Raw genomic sequence first — 17,093 nt, 5'->3', positions numbered from 1 at the left:
TCCTCGTTTTTTGATTCATGCCCTTTCTCCCACGATGCGCACTTCCGGATGCAGGCATACCCCCTTTTCCGCCAGAATCCGGGATTGAATCTCCGCAATCAGTATTTCTATATCCGTTGCCGTAGCCTGCCCCCGGTTGACAATGAAATTGGCATGTTTCAGGGATACTTCAGCTCCTCCGATACGTTTTCCCTTGAGACCACAACCTTCGATGAGACGCGCTGCGTAACCCCCTGCCGGATTACGGAATACCGAGCCGGCATTGGGAAACTCCAGGGGTTGGTCAGCCACCCGCTGCGCCAGCAAAGAACGGATGCGTGTCCTGGCCGTTTCAGCATCCCCTTCCGGAAAATGCAGCAACACGGACAAAAACCATTCTTCCGGGCCTAACCGGCATTCCTCCCGGAGACGCACGGAACGATAACCAATGTCATAATCACCGGGGGTTCGCCAGCGCAGCACACCCAGTCGATCCACGGTTTCCACCTGACACACGAAGTTCCAGATCTCTGCCCCATAACATCCTGCATTCATGGCCAAAACCCCCCCCATGGTGCCCGGTATCCCCGCCAAAAACTCCGCGCCCGAGCAACCAGCGCGGGCCGCGAGACGAGCCACCTTGGGGGCAGGAACACCGGCTTCTATCCTCAGGCACCCTTCTTCCCACTTCACTTCTTTCAACGCACCATGCATTTGGACCACGGTCGCATCGATTCCCCCTTCTCGCACCAGCAGATTACTGCCCAACCCAAGCAAAAACAGGGTTTCCTGCGCTGGTCGGGCATGCAAAAATTCCAGAAAATCCTCCCGGTGACGGGGACGATAGAATTGACGGGCCCTCCCTCCGGCCCGCCAACTGACGTGTTGGCTCATGGGTTCATTCCGCCGCAATTCACCTGAATCCCCCTGATGTGCCGGCATCATGTGTGCATTCCTTCCCCCAGTCGTTCACATAACTGTCCGGGGAGTTGACTGATATTTCCCGCTCCCATGGTAATCACCACATCTCCGGCACATACCTGCTCAAGCACCCGATCCCCCATGACGTCCATCCCTGCGGCCACCACAACGCCCTTCTGCGCCAGAGCCTGTGCCAAAGCCGAAGAATCCATTCCCGGAATGGGCGTTTCGCCCGCTCCATAAACTGGAGCCAGAACAACCTGCTCGACTTCCCCCAGCACTTTCACAAATTCTGCAAAGCGATCGCGGGTACGGGTATAACGGTGAGGCTGGAAGGCCAATACCAGACGTCGCCCCGGAAAGGCTCCCCGTGCCGCTTCCAAAGTAGCAGCCATTTCTGCCGGATGATGCCCATAGTCATCCACCAGCGTAATGATGCCTCCCTGCGGTAGGGGCAGATCTCCATAGCGTTGAAAACGCCGCCCCACCCCCTTGAAAGAAGCAAGGGCGCGCACAATGGCCGGATAGGCCGCATTCACTTCAATGGCCACCGCAATGGCAGCCAGGGCATTCAGGACATTGTGTCGCCCCGGCAAAGCCAGAGTCACCTCCAGACGACGTTCCAGAGTACCGTCCCGAGCCAGGCGCAGTTCCACTCCAAAACGCATTCCTCCTGCCTCGGCGCGCACATCCACGGCTCGGATCTGGGCTTCCGCACCAAATCCATAAGTCCGTACCGGCCTACCCACCCGACCCACCAAAGCGCGTACCACAGGATCCTCCAAACAGAGCACAGCCAACCCATAAAAGGGCAAATGTTCGAGGAACTTCAGGAAGGCCGCCTGCAACTGATCAAAATCATGGTGATAGGTTTCCATGTGGTCCTGATCAATATTGGTAACCACCGCCATGACCGGTTGCAACAGAAGAAAAGATCCATCGGATTCATCGGCTTCCACCACCATGAACTCACCGGTTCCCAATGCCGCATGAGTACCAGAACTGTTCAACTTTCCTCCAATCACAAAGGTAGGATCCAGCCCTGCTTCGGACAACACACTGGCCACCAGACTGGTGGTGGTGGTTTTGCCATGGGTCCCGGCCACTGCGATCCCTTTGCGCAAGCGCATCAGTTCGGCAAGCATGAGCGCACGCGGCACCACGGGAATCTGAGCCGTCCGCGCCGCCTTCAATTCCGGATTGTCCGGCAGGACGGCGGTGGAAGTAACCACCACATCCGCCCCCTCGATGTGTCCCGCATCATGTCCCAACCATACCCGTGCGCCCAATCCGGCGAGGCGACGAGTGGCCGGGTTCTGGAGGGCATCGCTCCCCGTCACTTCATACCCCAGATTGAGCAATACTTCGGCAATGCCACTCATGCCTGCGCCACCAATTCCTACAAAATGCACGTGTTGAATTCGGTGCCTCATTCGGCCATCTCCTCACAGGCCTGGCTCAAACGCGCCACCGCCGCTCCCTGAAAGAGGCAACGAGCTGCCTCTGCCATGCCCAGCAACAGGAGGCGGGTCTGGCCCTGTAACCACTGTGCCAGGTCAGCGTTCTCCAATTGGCTTTGGGGCCACAGACGGGCAGCTCCTGCACTTTCCAGAAAACGTGCATTGACTGTCTGATGATCATCCACTGCCGCCGGATAGGGCACTAACACGCTCCCCACGCCGGCAGCTGTCAACTCGGCCAAGGTCAGGGCACCCGCCCGACAAATCACCAAATCACACTCGGCGTAGGCCGCTGCCATATCCTCGATGAAGGGACGCAAATCTCCCTGCACACCCATTTCCCGGTAATTGGCTTCCAATTCGGCCTGATGGTGCGCTCCGCCCTGATGTACCACCATGGGACGTACTGCCTGAGGAATCAAAGCCAGTGCACGGGGAATCCACTGGTTCAGGGCCTGGGCTCCCTGACTGCCGCCCAGCACCAGCAGCCGCAGATTACCCTGGCGTGAAGCAAAACGCAGACGGGGTTCGGGTAAATCGATGATCCTGCGCCGCACCGGGTTGCCCACTGTTTCCACAACCTTGGGATAACCCAACCAAGGCGTCAGAGGATGAGCCGATGGCTGCCGGAAGGCTCCGGGAAATCCTTCGAAAACCTTTTGGGCCAAGCGCCCCAGGATGCGATTGGTCAAACCTGCCACCGCATTCTGTTCGTGAATGAGCAGGGGCAGACGCAGCAATACTGTCGCCAGCCCTCCCGGCAAGGCCACATAGCCACCGAATCCAACCACCACATGGGGACGTTGACGCAGGATAACCCCCATGCTTTGCAAAACAGCCCGCGTCACCATAAAAGGAGTCCATAGGCGTCGTCCCCATCCCTTGCCCCGCACCCCGCCCATCGCAACGGTTTCCAAGGGGAAGTGGCATGCGCCGACCCACTGCACTTCCATCCCCTGTGCCGTACCAAGCCAGACCACGCGCCACCCCTGGGTCCGCAACTGTTCTGCCAGAGCCAGGGCTGGGAAAACATGACCCCCGGTACCCCCCGCCATGATCAAGGCGCAACGACTCATCGCGAACCTCCGCGTCGCATCATTTTTTGACGAGTCTCATGGTCGATGCGTAAAAGCACTGCCAGCGTCACCACATTGGCCATGATTCCGCTGCCCCCATAACTGAGCAGAGGCAAGGTCAAACCCTTGGTGGGCAGTAGCCCCATATTGACGCCCATATTGACCAAACTTTGCAGGGCAAACCATACCCCCACACCTTGCGCCAGCAAGGCTTCAAAATAACGTTCCATGGAAGCCGCACGACGGCCGATGACAAAAGCCCGCGCGATCAGGAAAGAAAACAAGCCCAAAGTCACCAGCACCCCCAGAAACCCCAGTTCCTCAGCGATCACTGCCATCAGGAAATCGGTATGCGCCTCGGGCAGATAGAGTTGTTTTTCTACACTGGCGCCCAACCCCAACCCCCATAACCCCCCGTGCCCAAAGGCGATCAACGCGTGCGTCAACTGATAACCCTTGCCAAAAGGATCTGCCCAGGGATTCCAAAACCAGATCAGCCGATTGAAACGATAAGGAGAGAGAACGATCAGTAAAGCAAAAGAAATGGCCAAAAGAACCATGAGAAATACAAACCATTTTCCGTCAAACCCCCCCAGAAAGAGTATCGCGCCAGCAATCCCGATCATCACCACGAAGGCTCCAAAATCGGGCTCCTTGAGCAGGAGTAACCCCACCAGAAACATCACGATCAACATGGGCAAAAACACTTTCTTGAGGTCATGCATGACTGCGGCCTTGCGAGCCGTATAATCTGCCGCATAAACAAGTACGAAAAACTTCATGAATTCGGATGGTTGAACATTAAATCCCAGAAAGGACAACCAGCGTCGACTGCCATTGACTTCCTTGCCTACGCCAGGAACCAGCACGAGCAACAACCCCAGTGCTCCCACCCCGAAAAGCGGGAGTGCATATTGTTTCCAGCGTTCCAGAGGTACCTGAAATGCAGCCCATCCCGCCAGAAGGGCGATGCCTACATAGAAGAGCTGACGAACAAAAAAATATGTGGAGCGAAACCCCAGATGGCGATCGGCTTCCGCACTGGCAATGGAGGCGGAATACACCATGACCAACCCGAATGCCAGCAAGGTCATGATGGCCCACAGGAGGGGCAGATCAAACTCGGACTGTTCCGCGATCCCGAGGGGGAAATTAAAACGTTTCATAACCGTTTTTCCTCCCCGCTTTGAGCCAGAGCATGCACTGCCGCACAAAAAACTTCCGCACGATGGAGGTAGTTGCGAAACATATCAAAACTCGCACAGGCCGGAGACATCAAGACGCTCTCTCCCGGCCGTGCCAGGGCAAAGGCCCGCTGCACGGCATCCTGCATATCTGCCGCAAAGATACGAGGAACGGCCAGTCCTTCGAGCACTTCATCAATCCTCATGCCATCCCGTCCAATCAAAACCACCGCCCGGGCATGAGTCGCCACTGCCGGACGGAGAGGAGAGAAATCCTGGCCCTTGCCATCTCCGCCTGCAATCAATACCACTGGCGCATCCACGCCCTTCAAGGCAGCCACGGTAGCCCCCACATTGGTGCCTTTCGAATCATCAAAGAAACGCACCCCCGCCACCTCGGCAACCCATTCCACTCGATGGGGCAACCCCCGAAATTCCCTGACGGCAGTGAGCATGGCCGGTACCGCCCAGCCCAAGACCTGCCCCATGGCCAACGCCGCCAATACATTGGCCACATTATGTTCCCCCCACAGGGGCACTTCGGTACGCCGCAGAACCCGATGATTCCCCTGTACCAGCCAGCGCTCCCCGTTTTGCAGGATAACCCCCCAATCCCCTGTATTGACGGGGGCATCCAGACCAAAAGTAATTGCCTCCGCTGAAACCATGGCTTGCACCCAGGGATCTTCACGATTTCCCAGCGGGCTTTCACACCCCTGATAAATACGTGCTTTCATCGCAGCGTAGGTTGCCATGTCCGGATAACGATCCATGTGATCCTCACTTACATTCAGGACCACGGCACTGTCCGGAGCCAGGGAAACGAGGGTTTCCAATTGGAAACTGGACAATTCCAGCACCAACACTTCGGGCCAGGGCGAGGTCATCAGGACCTCCAGCAAGGGAACGCCAATATTCCCTGCCACGATGGTACGCAAGCCCTGGGTTCGAGCCATATCGCCTAACAAGGAGACCACCGTACTTTTCCCGTTGGACCCTGTAACCGCCAGAATTTTGGGGCGCTGGGGATGTCGCGCCAACACCCGGGCGGCCACCTCCACATCACCCAGAAAAGACATCCCACGCGCATGCCATCCATGAATCAGGGGATCACCCAGCGCGACTCCCGGGCTGATAACCACCCAATCCATCGTCTGAAACAAACTGTCCTGCCAGGGACCGCCAATAAACTCCACGGTCGGATAGGTTTCTTCCAATACCTGCCGATGGGGAGGCTGGATGCGCGTATCCGCCACGCGTACGTCATATCCTTGCTGTACCAACCAGCGCACAGCGGCCCAACCTGTGTCGCCCAACCCCAGGACCAGGACCCGGTGTCCCGCAGGCATCAAAGAAGGGTAAAAGGGTTTCATCATGATCAGCGAATCTTGAGGGTAGAAAGGCCAGCCAGAACCAATACGGTGGTAATGATCCAAAAACGCACCACCACCTGGTTTTCCTTCCAGCCTTTCAGTTCAAAATGATGATGGATGGGGGCCATACGAAAAATACGGGTACCCGTCAATTTGAAGGATACCACCTGCAATACCACCGATAGAGTTTCCAATACGAACACACCACCCATCACGAACAACACGATTTCCTGTCGTACGATCACCGCCACCAACCCCAGGGCCCCTCCCAGGGCCAGAGCACCCACATCCCCCATGAAAACCTCGGCCGGATAGGCGTTGAACCAGAGAAAACCCAGTCCCGCTCCCGTCATCGCAGCACAGAAGATCACCAATTCGCCTGCCCCCGGAATACTGGGAAAGCCCAAGTAACCCGCAAACACTTTGTTCCCGGCCACGTAGGCAAATATAGCCAAAGCCCCTGAAATCATGGCGGTGGGAAGTATGGCCAAACCATCCAGACCATCGGTCAGATTGACCGCATTGCTGGTACCCACAATGACAAAATACGTCAGGATCACGAACCCCGCCCCACCCAGAGGCAAAGCCACCGTCTTGAAAAAGGGCACGATGAGTTGTGTCTCTGCGGGCGTGGTCGCCATTTTCAGCAAGGCAACCGAAACCACCACTGCAATAAGGGACTGCCAGAAATACTTGGTTTTGGCAGACAGTCCTTTGGGGTTTCGATGAACCACCTTGCGGTAATCATCCACCCAACCCACGGCTCCATAGCCCAGTAAAGTCAATAATACCAACCAGATGTAACGATTGGTCAAATCTGCCCAGAGTACCGTCGTCACAGAGATCGCCACCAGAATCAAAGCGCCGCCCATGGTCGGCGTGCCGCTTTTGACCAGATGGGTCTGAGGCCCATCATTGCGCACCGCCTGTCCAATCTTGTATGCCGTCAACTGACGAATCATGGCGGGTCCAAACAGAAAGGATATCCCCAGGGAAGTCAGTGTCGCCAGCACTGCCCTGAGTGTCAGGTACTCGAATACGTGAAACCCTCTCACGCCGGCTGCCAACCAGTGGGTCAATGCCAATAACATGAGTCCTTTTCCTGATAAATGTTCATTGAATCAATCCCTCCACCACCGCTTCCATGCCCATGAAACGCGATCCCTTGACCAATACCACTGTGTCCGCATTCAGCTGAGGACGAAGCACCTGGATCAGGTGCCGGGTTTCGGTTTCGTGCCGGGCCGAGGGGCCAAAGGCCAAACTGGCTTCCCGCGCCAGATTCCCCAGGGTATAGAATTCATCGATCCCCAAAGTACGCGCCAATTGCCCTACTTCGGCGTGGAGCGCGGGTCCCTCGGGGCCCAATTCACCCAGATCCCCCAGCACAAAAATCCGCCGTCCCGGACGCTGGGCCAAAACTTCCAAAGCTGCTTGCACCGAATCCGGGTTGGCATTATAGGTATCATCCAGAATGAGGGCACCCAAGGAAGAAAAACGGCTTTGCAACCGCCCCGGCATGCCGGCAAAATTTTCCAGACCTCGCTGCACAGCCCCCATGTTCACCCCCAGCGCCAAGGCAACCGCCGTGGCCGCCAAGGCATTTTCCTGGTTATGTCGCCCAGGAACTTGCAAACGTACCGTCACGGATTCCGCTGACCCACGAATGTGCAGCAATCCACGCTCAGATTCGCCGCGCACGCTCGCCTTCTCTTCAAAGCCAAAGGTCAACATTTCGTGGGGGGCCGCTGCACTTCGCAGCACTGTGCCATAAGGTCCGTTTTCCGGAAGAACGGCCACTCCTGTGACACCCAACCCTTCAAATATTTCTCCCTTGGCCCGCGCGATCTCTGCCAATGAACCCAAATGGCCCAGATGAGCACGCTGTATATTGGTGACCACCGCCACCTCCGGTTCGGCGATCCGGGTCAACCGGGCTATTTCACCGGCATGATTCATCCCCATTTCAATGACGGCCCAGCGGTGTTCAGGACGCAGGGCCAATAAAGTCAACGGCAACCCGATGTCATTATTGAAATTACCCGGGGTTGCCCACACTGTCTGTGCGCCAGCGGGGTCAGAAGCACGGAGAATGGCCGCCACCATTTCCTTGACGGTGGTTTTGCCGTTACTTCCTGTCACTGCCACCACACGCGGATCAACCTGGCGACGCCGAGCACGCGCCAGTTGGGCCAATGCCACGCGCGTCGAATCCGTCTGCCAGCAGCAGTCCCAATCCTGTACTGCAGGCACATCCCGTTCGATAATGGCCCCAGCCACACCCCGAGTTCTCACTTCTCCCAAAAAATCGTGCCCATCAAAAAACTCACCCTTGATGGCGATGAACAGATCTCCTGGCCCACAGTCCCGACTGTCGGTAGTGATCCGCAACAATTCCGGATTACTGCCCTTGGGTACCCCCCCCAGAAGATGAACCACTTCGTGCCACGTCCAGTTCATGAATGATCTCCAAGCCATGCCTGTACGATTTCCACATCACTGAAGGGCTTCGCTTCGCCCTGTGCCAAAATCTGTACCGTTTCATGCCCCTTCCCCGCGATCAACACGACATCCCCCGAACGGGCTGCGCTCAACGTACTCTGAATGGCTTTGGCCCGGTCTTCCTCAATGAGAAAAGCAGGAGCCTCCATCCCTTTTTTGATCTGCTGAAGAATGTGCCGGGGATCTTCATCGCGCGGATTGTCGCTGGTCAGAACCACACGTTCTGCCCCCTGTTCTGCCACCCGTCCCATCAACGGTCGTTTACCCTCATCCCGTTCACCCCCGCAACCGAATACCACCCATAACTTTCCACCCCGCGCCACTCGACTGCGCAAGGTTTCCAGTGTTTGACTCAGCGCGTCGGGAGTATGGGCATAATCCACCACCACCCACGGATGATCCCCCCCCCCAAAACCTTGCATGCGTCCTGCTGGAGCCACCAGATGCGGAGTGGATTCTACCAAAGCCGCCAGAGGAATCCCTTCCAGCAAGGCCGCGCCCAATACGGCGAGCAAATTGGACAGGTTATAGTCCCCAAGAATGGGGGCCTCGATGTGCGCTTTTCCCCAGGGACTGGAAAGTTCAAAACTCACTCCCTGAAGGGTCCAATGGACGGAACTGGCCACCAATTGTTCGATCGCCAGATTTATTCGTGCCGTTCCGCGCGTATAACCGATCACCCTGTCCGTAGCCCCCCCTTGCGCGTAAAGTATTTTCGCAAACGGATCGTCCAGGTTGAGCAAGGCATAGTTGAGATCAAATGCACGAAAAAGGCGTGCTTTGGCTTCCCCATAAGCCTCCAACGTCCCATGGTAATCCAGATGATCCCGAGTCAAATTGGTAAAAATTGCTCCGCGGAAGGTGACTCCAGCCACGCGCTCCTGCGCCAGCGCATGAGACGACACTTCCATGACGCAATGTTGCGCACCCTGGCCCCGTACTCGTGCCAACCACTCTTGCAACTGAATAGGGTCGGGAGTCGTGTGAGTCGTGGGCATCAGTTTTCCTGGAAAACCATTTCCCAAGGTGCCGATTACCGCGCTGGAATATCCCTGCCATTCCAGTAGTTGCGCCAACCAGTGACTACAGGTGGTTTTTCCATTGGTCCCCGTCACCCCGATGACCCGCAGCGCTCGGGAAGGGTGTCCCCATTGTTGTCCTGCCAGAGTGCTGATCCTGCCCCGCAGTCCCGATACAGACCGATGGGGGACAGACCATCCCTCATCCCATTCAAAACAGTCGCTTTCCCACAGCACATTGGCTGCGCCGCGCGCAAGGGCCTCCGGAATGTAACGTCGCCCGTCCCGGACTTCTCCGGGATACGCCACAAAAGTCCCTCCGGAGCGGACCTGCCGACTGTCCGAACAGAGGTCCAGGCAACGCATTCCCTCAACCCAAATAGGTTCGGGCCTGGCGAAATTCTTCCCGTCCAGGCCCGTTGTTTGCACAGTTTCTTTAGGGAGGATCATGTATGGTGGCCCCCGGTTACAGCGGGAGAACCGGCTATGGTGGGGGGCTCTGGCGCATCGGGGGGAATGTCCAGAAGTTGCATGATTTCGCCGGTCAGTGCAGAAAATACCGGAGCCGCCACCTGTCCCCCATAGTAACGACTCCCCGCGGGTTCATCGATCATGACGGCCACCACGATGCGCGGTGCGGAAACCGGAGCAAAACCGATGAAAGACGCCACATACTTGTTCACATACCGCCCCCCCACGACCTTATGGGCGGTGCCTGTCTTACCCGCCACCCGGTAGCCTGCGACCCGTGCCTCAGGAGCCGTTCCTTCTGCGCTCACCACGGTTTCAAGCATGGCCGTGACTTCCCGTGCCGTGCGCACAGACAATACCGGACGTCCTGGAGGAAGGGCACTCACCTTGATCAAGGACAGAGGGCGCAAGATTCCATCATTGGGAAATACGGTATATGCCCGCGCCATCTGTACCAAACTCACGCTCATGCCATTGCCAAAGGCCATCGTTGCCTGTTCGATGGGCTTCCAGTTCTGATAGGGACGCAGCCGCCCCCCGGCCTCTCCGGGGAAGCCCAGTCGAGGTTTCTGGCCAAATCCCACATCCGTGAAGAGATCCCACATCTTTACCGGAGGCAAATCCAGGGCAATCCGTGCGGCGCCCACATTGCTGGAATGTTCGATCACTTCAGAGACGGTATAGGATTCGGCCACATGATCATCATGAATCAGATGATTGCCAATGGCCAACACCCCTCCGTGGGTTGAAATCACCGTATCGGGTCGAATTTTTCCGACTTCCAAGGCGGTTGCAATGGTAAAAGGTTTAATGGTCGAACCCGGTTCATAGGTATCTGTAATGGCGCGGTTGCGTAATTCCGTTCCTGACAAGCCACCCCGTTGATTGGGATCATAGTCAGGGCTGTTGACCAGTGCCAGCACCTCGCCGGTACGGCTGTCCAGCACCACGATGGCCCCGGCCTTGGCGTGACTGGATTCAATAGCCCGATGAAGTTCGCGTGCGGCCAGGTGCTGGATGCGCGCATCCACGCTCAACAAGACATCTTGTCCCTGACGGGGCGAGCGAATGTTTTCCACATCTTCAATCACATGCCCGGCCCGGTCCCGAATCACCCGACGGGCGCCCGCCAATCCCTGGAGTTGCGCCTGATAAGTCAGTTCCACCCCTTCCTGACCCTTGTCATCCGCATCTGTAAAGCCCACGAGATGCGCCATTTCACTGGATTTTGGATAGGCTCGATGAAAACCATGCTGCAGATAGATTCCGGGGATCTTTAGATCCATCACGCGCTGGGCCTCATCCAGCGGCAATTGCCGTTTCAGGTACACGACCCCATCCTCACCTTTCAAACGGCGCGCAATTTCCACAGGATTTTCGTTCAGAAGGTGGGCCAGTGCGATGCGTTGGGCCCCATCGATCTCAAGATCTTCTCGATTGGCCCAAACCGATACGGCGGGAATACTGATGGCCAGAGCCTGTCCATTGCGGTCACGAATGATGCCCCGACTGGCAGGAATCGGCAGAACCCGACTGTAGCGCTCTTCACCTTTCTGTTGCAGAAAATTTGCATGTATCCCCTGCAACCAGAAGGCACGCACGCCCAGCACCAGAAAACCGCTCAACAATAGCCCCTGGATCAGGAATGAACGCCAGCGTTCCAGTCGAATTTCCAGTTTCCCGACCTTGGGAATCCCCTTACGCATTTTCACCGCGTCTCACCTCGGGCCAGTGGAGCCACCACCAGCAAATGTTTCTGGGCGGGGGTAGGCAATTGCATGCCGAGTTCATGCAGGGCATGGGCTTCAATGCGGTGACTGGCAGAAAGTGTGCCCTCCTCGATCTGCAACTGATCGTCCTCGGTTTGTAACTGCACCTGACGGTCCTTTTCCTGTTGCAAATCGATATACCGGCGGCGGGTCTCTTGCTGGCTTTGAATCACACCCAGAGCCAGGACCATAACCAACAGAAAGAGCAGTACATCGCGTCGTGTCATGCGCCCGTCCTTTCCGCAACGCGCAGAATGGCACTCCGGCTACGGGGGTTACGAACCACCTCGGCACGACCGGCACGTTGAGCCCGCCCCACCAAACGCAAAAGCGGTGCAGGCCGATCGGATTCGCGCACGGCCATGCCCCGAGGAATTTCTGGTGGACGAGAATGGGCCTGAAAACAATGTTTAACCAACCGGTCTTCGAGGGAGTGGAAACTGATGATAACCAGGCGCCCTCCGCTCTTCAATACACGCAGCGCCTGAGGAAGCACCGCCGCCAATTCATCCAGTTCGCGGTTGATGTGCAGACGAATCGCCTGAAATGTTCGGGTTGCCGGATCCTGCCCCACTTCCCGCGTGCGCACGGCGGTGGCCACGATTTGAGCCAGTTGACGGGTGGTTTCCAGTGGTCGCTGGGCACGGGCCTGAATGATGGCACGGGCCACCTGGCGGGCGAAACGCTCTTCACCCAGTTTGTGAATGACCTCGGCCAGTTCTTTTTCATCCACCTGATTGAGCCAGGTCGCAGCCGTCATCCCTTCACCCGGATCCATCCGCATATCGAGGGGACCTTCCTGACGGAAACTGAATCCACGTTCAGCTTGATCCAGTTGGGGTGAAGAGACACCCAGATCCAGAAGGATCCCGTCCACCCCCGTGATCCCCAAAGAGAGAAGGACCTCTTCCAGTTGAGAGAAGCGCGCTTGACGCAAAATCATGCGCGGATCCTGCAGTGCTTGTCGGCCTGCGGCGATGGCAGCCGGATCCCGATCCAGGGCCACGATCTGGCCGGTGGGAGCCATTTCCTGCAAAATGCGCTGACTATGCCCTCCGCGCCCAAAGGTACCATCCACATAAATACCCTCCGGACGCAGATCAAGTGCCTGCACCGCTTCCTGGAGCAGGACACTGTGATGGATATCGGAATGGAATGACTGGGCCATGAGGATCAGAAAGAAAGGGATTCCAGGCCGGCGGGCACCAAGCCAGCCCCCAGACGCTCGATTTCGGCAAACTGTTCTTCCCAGGCAGCCGGTGCCCACAATTTGAAGTGACTGCCCTGTCCGAACATCATTACCTCTCGCTCTATGCGGGAAAAACGACGCAAGGCCGCCGACACCAATACCCGTCCGGCACTGTCCATTTCCACATCGTCGGCATGCCCCACCAATAATCCCTGAAGCAAAGTGGTTTGACGATCCAAACCGGAAGTTTTCATGATGGCATCCCGAATGGGTTCCCAGGCGGGACGAGGATAGAGGAGAAGGCAACGATGAGGATGAGCTGTAATCACCAACTGCCCTTCCGATTGGGCGCGAAGAATCTCGCGGTAGCGCGTGGGAATCGCTAGCCGTCCTTTGGAATCCAGGCTGATTTCTGATGGCCCTTGGAACACATACCCCCCAACCGGAAAAGTTCCCCCCACAAATTCCCATTAATTCCTACTTTTCGCCACTATAGGCTAAGCAATGATGCGGGTCAAGGGAGAAACCCCTCAAAAAACCGAAGGATGGGAACCATTTTTTATAGGGCAGACTCTGAACTTGCAAATAGGAAGCATTCTCGTTTAAAATCTCTCCATAGGGGGTTTATGCATTCATGAAAAACCGAATCTTTCGCGTCACCCATATGGCTCCTGGAGAATCCGGCACCATTACCCAGGTCAGCCTGGACGAGGGAGCAGATGTCCGTCTGGGCGAGGAGGGCGTGCGTCGCCTCGTGGAACTGGGCTTCATTCCTGGAGAGCATCTGCGTGTGATCCGGCGCGGTTTCCCCAGCGGGGACCCCATTGCCGTACGGGTGGGAAATTCCACATTCGCCTTGCGCCGAACCGAAGCGGCAGCGATCAAGGTCATTCGGGACGACGCATGAGTCATTCCACGGTTGCTGCGCTGGTTGGGGCTCCCAATTGCGGGAAAACAGCCCTGTTCAACCGACTCACGGGAAGCCACCAGAAAGTGGCCAACTATGCAGGCGTCACCGTGGAACGCAAGGAAGGTTCTCTCACTTCACCTCAGGGCAAGCGAATTCAAATCGTGGACTTGCCAGGCACCTATAGCCTGACCCCCACCTCTCTCGATGAATCCATCACGCGCCGAGCTGTCCTGGGTCAGTTGCAGGAGGAAACCCCGCCGGAATTGCTGGTCTGCGTGGTAGATGCCACCAACCTGCGTCTGCACCTGCGTCTGGTACTGGAACTGAAACGCCTGGGACGCCCTCTGGTTCTGGCCCTCAACATGATGGATCTGGCACGGAGCCACGGTATCCTCATCGATGTTCCCGCCTTGTCCCGCGAACTCGATCTGCCTGTGGTGGAAACCATCGCAGTGGACAGTGGCGGAGCAGCCGGTCTGGTGGCCTTCATCGACCAAAATACGCCCTTCGCCGTTCCGGCAAGAACCGTGCCCTGGAAAGATCCGACTCCTCAGGAACTACAGTCCATTCAGTTGCGCGTGCGCACCATTCTGGCAGCGACCTGCGATGAGTCGAAGCGCGATGACCACTGGAACGAGCGCATCGATCGGGTGGTCATGCACCCCTTGTGGGGAATGCTCATTCTTGCCCTGGTCCTGTTCCTGACTTTTCAGGCGGTTTTTACCTGGGCCACCATTCCCATGGATCTGATCAAGGGAGTGGTGGGAATAGCCGTGAACTGGGTACACCAAATCTTGCCCGCCGGCCTGCTGCGTAGCCTTCTGGCCGATGGAGTCCTGAATGGCGCCGGCAGTGTCCTGATGTTTCTGCCCCAAATCCTGATCCTGTTTGCCTTCATCCTGGCTTTGGAGGACTCGGGCTATCTGCCTCGGGCGGCTTTCCTGCTGGACCGCGTCATGGGCACCGTCGGCCTGTCCGGGCGCTCCTTCATCCCGCTCCTGTCAAGTTTCGCCTGCGCCATTCCTGGCATCATGGCCACGCGTACCATTCAGAACCCAAGGGATCGTCTGACCACCATCCTGATTGCGCCCCTGATGACGTGTTCGGCTCGACTTCCCGTCTATGCACTGCTGATTTCGGCCTTCATTCCCAATCGTCCGGTACTGGGTCTATTCAACCTGCAAGGGGTGGTTTTGTTCATTCTTTACTGTGCCGGAATCATTTCAGCCATGGGCGTTGCCCTGATCATGAAACAACGTGCCCGCCATCGTTACCAGGCCTTGATGATGGAACTGCCTGCCTACCGCTTGCCCAATCTGCGCAATCTGGTCATGGGTCTGGTAGAACGGGGAGCCCTGTTCATCATGCGCACAGGCACCATCATTTTGCCCATCACCATCGTCATCTGGTTTTTAAGCGCTTTCCCTCCCCCTCCCCCGGGTCTGGTCGGCCCTGCCATCCGCCACAGTTTTGCAGGCATGATCGGCCAGGTCCTCGGGGTATTTTTTTCCCCCATCGGATTCAACTGGCAAATCTGTATTGCGCTGATTCCAGGAATGGTCGCACGGGAAGTGGCGGTGGGGGCACTGGGTACAGTCTATTCCCTCTCCGGGGAAGGAGGTAACAGCGTCAGCGAGGCGCTCGCGCCCGTGCTGGCTCATTCCTGGAGTTTACCCACTGCACTGGCCTTACTGGCCTGGTACGTCTATGCCCCCCAATGTGTCGCCACCTTGAGCGCGGTACGGCGCGAAACAGGCTCTTGGCGAATCCCCTCTCTCATGCTCGTCTATCTCTTCGGACTGGCTTATGGAGCGGCTTTTATCACCTATCATGTTGCATTGGCCTTCACAGGAGCATAACCATGTGGGATACCCTGATCACCCTGACCATCGTAGCCGCCGCCATCGTTTACTCCATACGTCGTGTTTTTTTCAGTTCCCATTGCTCGGGAAAGGACTGCGAGCGTTGCAGTCCTCCCACGAAATCCGATCACTGAAAAACAGGGGAAGCATGGACCAGCGCATTGCCTGTTTGTTGGCTGAGGATGCTGACCCCCGTCTGCACCTCGACCCATACACTGGTGTCAATGCTTACGGGATTCCTCCATTACCCCAGGACGAGGTAGGGGAGTGGGGTTCGGCCACGGCTTCCGCCCTGTCCCAGAGAAGTTTTCAAGTTTTGAGACAATGGTGGCCCACGGTGGCAGAGAACCCGGAACGACGCCAGATCCAAGAAACCCTGGCTCAGGAATTGTTGCAGGTCATGGAACTTGATGCGGTTCATTATGGAGCGAACCTGTATTCATCGGGGAGTGGGGCATTGGGCGAGGGAGGGCGGCATTTGCTCAGACAGATGAAAAACCCCGTTCTGATCCTGTGTCAGGGCAGCGAAACCGGAAGTCGGGTTCCCGAAGCGCTTCAGAATGCTTTGGGTTGCACGCCGGCAGAGGTCATATCCCTGCCGGTGCGCGCAAAGAGCGGGGACTTGATTCCTGCCGCGCTGCGGGATGAACTGTGCTGGACCCAGGTGATTCCTTGGCTGAAGTCCGGCAGACAAGTTTTGTTGGTACTGACGGATGGAACCAAGACGGGGCAGGTGGTTCCAGGTGTGGACGGCACGCGGGAAATGGTCGCCCGTTATCCTGGGCAACTTCACGTGTTGGTGGATGCTTGTCAGTTACGTGTTGCCTGGTCGAGGGTGAAAGATTATCTGGACTGGGATTGGCCGGTGGCCATCACGGGGTCAAAATTTATCGGAGGGCCTCCTTTTTCGGGGGCGTTGTTGTATTCCCGTACCTGTCATAAAGAATTTGAATCGAAGGAACAGGTTTTGGGCGTGGGCGTCCTGTTGCGTTGGGTTGCGGCGCTGACGGAAATGAAACGCTGGCACCTCGTTCCAAAAGAGGGTTTGGGCAGATATCTGGCAAGGTTTCAGGCGGCATTAGAACAGCAGGTCGGACGTTGGCCCGCCGTAGCCCTGGAATCCATGCCAAGGCTGGAGCGGAGCGGTGACCTGGAACTGTGGGATGTGCATCCCACTATTTTCTCCTTTGAAGTGTGCGGAGCTTCAGGAAATCCCTTGGAACGCGGTGCTCTGGACGCGCTTTATCGGCGTTTGCCACAGCCCGGATCCGGCGTTCGGGGGCGTTGGGGGCAACCGGTCCGGTTGGGGGAGGGGGGCGGCCAAGGGCCTGAGCGATGGGCTTTGCGTCTTTGTCTGGGCGCACGTCTTCTGTTTCCT

General features: G+C 57.1%; 15 protein-coding genes and 1 pseudogene. 4 read left to right on the top strand and 12 right to left on the bottom strand.

From position 1 onward, the window contains the following. Nucleotides 1-15: 15 nt before the first annotated feature. The 12 genes from murB to mraZ all read right to left on the bottom strand — a co-directional run bounded on the left by murB (nucleotide 16) and on the right by mraZ (nucleotide 13,374). Nucleotides 16-924, bottom strand: a complete 909-nt coding sequence (murB, locus tag IV91_RS0109095) for a UDP-N-acetylmuramate dehydrogenase (protein ID WP_031597769.1) — start codon at nucleotides 922-924, stop codon at nucleotides 16-18. Then, on the bottom strand, nucleotides 921-2,333 hold the full coding sequence (murC, locus tag IV91_RS0109090) for a UDP-N-acetylmuramate--L-alanine ligase (RefSeq protein WP_031597768.1): 1,413 nt from the start codon (nucleotides 2,331-2,333) through the stop codon (nucleotides 921-923). Before murC ends, murB begins: the two co-directional genes overlap by 4 nt. After that, a complete protein-coding gene (gene murG / locus IV91_RS0109085) occupies nucleotides 2,330-3,436 on the bottom strand; it encodes an undecaprenyldiphospho-muramoylpentapeptide beta-N-acetylglucosaminyltransferase (RefSeq protein ID WP_031597767.1) in 1,107 nt (368 codons plus the stop codon). The genes murC and murG overlap by 4 nt, the downstream gene beginning before the upstream one ends. Continuing rightward, entirely contained in the window at nucleotides 3,433-4,602 is a 1,170-nt protein-coding gene (gene ftsW, locus IV91_RS0109080; RefSeq protein ID WP_031597766.1) for a putative lipid II flippase FtsW, read from the bottom strand. Before ftsW ends, murG begins: the two co-directional genes overlap by 4 nt. Beyond that, a complete protein-coding gene (gene murD, locus IV91_RS0109075; protein ID WP_084190019.1) occupies nucleotides 4,599-5,996 on the bottom strand; it encodes a UDP-N-acetylmuramoyl-L-alanine--D-glutamate ligase in 1,398 nt (465 codons plus the stop codon). Before murD ends, ftsW begins: the two co-directional genes overlap by 4 nt. Before the next feature lie 2 nt (nucleotides 5,997-5,998). Then, entirely contained in the window at nucleotides 5,999-7,084 is a 1,086-nt protein-coding gene (mraY, locus tag IV91_RS0109070; protein WP_031597764.1) for a phospho-N-acetylmuramoyl-pentapeptide-transferase, read from the bottom strand. Between the two features lie 22 nt (nucleotides 7,085-7,106). Continuing rightward, nucleotides 7,107-8,453, bottom strand: coding sequence for a UDP-N-acetylmuramoyl-tripeptide--D-alanyl-D-alanine ligase (locus IV91_RS0109065; protein ID WP_031597763.1), 1,347 nt, complete (start codon nucleotides 8,451-8,453; stop codon nucleotides 7,107-7,109). Continuing rightward, entirely contained in the window at nucleotides 8,450-9,880 is a 1,431-nt protein-coding gene (locus IV91_RS0109060; RefSeq protein ID WP_160171557.1) for a UDP-N-acetylmuramoyl-L-alanyl-D-glutamate--2,6-diaminopimelate ligase, read from the bottom strand. Before IV91_RS0109060 ends, IV91_RS0109065 begins: the two co-directional genes overlap by 4 nt. 80 nt (nucleotides 9,881-9,960) lie before the next feature. Then, nucleotides 9,961-11,691, bottom strand: a complete 1,731-nt coding sequence (locus IV91_RS0109055; protein ID WP_031597761.1) for a peptidoglycan D,D-transpeptidase FtsI family protein — start codon at nucleotides 11,689-11,691, stop codon at nucleotides 9,961-9,963. A gap of 2 nt (nucleotides 11,692-11,693) precedes the next feature. Further along, nucleotides 11,694-11,981, bottom strand: coding sequence for a cell division protein FtsL (gene ftsL, locus IV91_RS0109050; RefSeq protein WP_031597760.1), 288 nt, complete (start codon nucleotides 11,979-11,981; stop codon nucleotides 11,694-11,696). After that, nucleotides 11,978-12,922 carry a 16S rRNA (cytosine(1402)-N(4))-methyltransferase RsmH gene (gene rsmH, locus IV91_RS0109045; protein ID WP_031597759.1) on the bottom strand — a complete coding sequence of 315 codons (945 nt, stop codon included), beginning with the start codon at nucleotides 12,920-12,922 and terminating at the stop codon, nucleotides 11,978-11,980. Before rsmH ends, ftsL begins: the two co-directional genes overlap by 4 nt. Before the next feature lie 5 nt (nucleotides 12,923-12,927). Next, nucleotides 12,928-13,374 (bottom strand): division/cell wall cluster transcriptional repressor MraZ, encoded by a 447-nt coding sequence (gene mraZ, locus IV91_RS0109040; RefSeq protein WP_031597758.1) that lies wholly within the window; start codon nucleotides 13,372-13,374, stop codon nucleotides 12,928-12,930. A gap of 203 nt (nucleotides 13,375-13,577) precedes the next feature. On the opposite strand from mraZ, the gene IV91_RS15840 reads away from it, so the two are divergent. The 4 genes and pseudogenes from IV91_RS15840 to IV91_RS0109020 form a co-directional block, all read left to right on the top strand. Beyond that, nucleotides 13,578-13,850, top strand: coding sequence for a FeoA family protein (locus tag IV91_RS15840; RefSeq protein ID WP_035417588.1), 273 nt, complete (start codon nucleotides 13,578-13,580; stop codon nucleotides 13,848-13,850). Continuing rightward, nucleotides 13,847-15,712: a ferrous iron transporter B gene (feoB, locus tag IV91_RS0109030; RefSeq protein WP_031597757.1), complete on the top strand. Its 1,866-nt coding sequence runs from the start codon at nucleotides 13,847-13,849 to the stop codon at nucleotides 15,710-15,712. The genes IV91_RS15840 and feoB overlap by 4 nt, the downstream gene beginning before the upstream one ends. A gap of 2 nt (nucleotides 15,713-15,714) precedes the next feature. Then, complete coding sequence (locus tag IV91_RS19525) at nucleotides 15,715-15,849, top strand: hypothetical protein (RefSeq protein WP_267880967.1); 135 nt, start codon at nucleotides 15,715-15,717, stop codon at nucleotides 15,847-15,849. A gap of 14 nt (nucleotides 15,850-15,863) precedes the next feature. After that, nucleotides 15,864-17,093 (top strand): annotated as a pseudogene (locus IV91_RS0109020) (hypothetical protein); the annotation flags it as partial.

The organism is Ferrovum myxofaciens (assembly GCF_000735045.1).
GTDB classification, from domain to species: Bacteria; Pseudomonadota; Gammaproteobacteria; order Burkholderiales; family Ferrovaceae; genus Ferrovum; species Ferrovum myxofaciens.
Note: the sequence above shows the minus strand (reverse complement) of the source record. Positions and strands in the feature narration are given on the sequence as shown.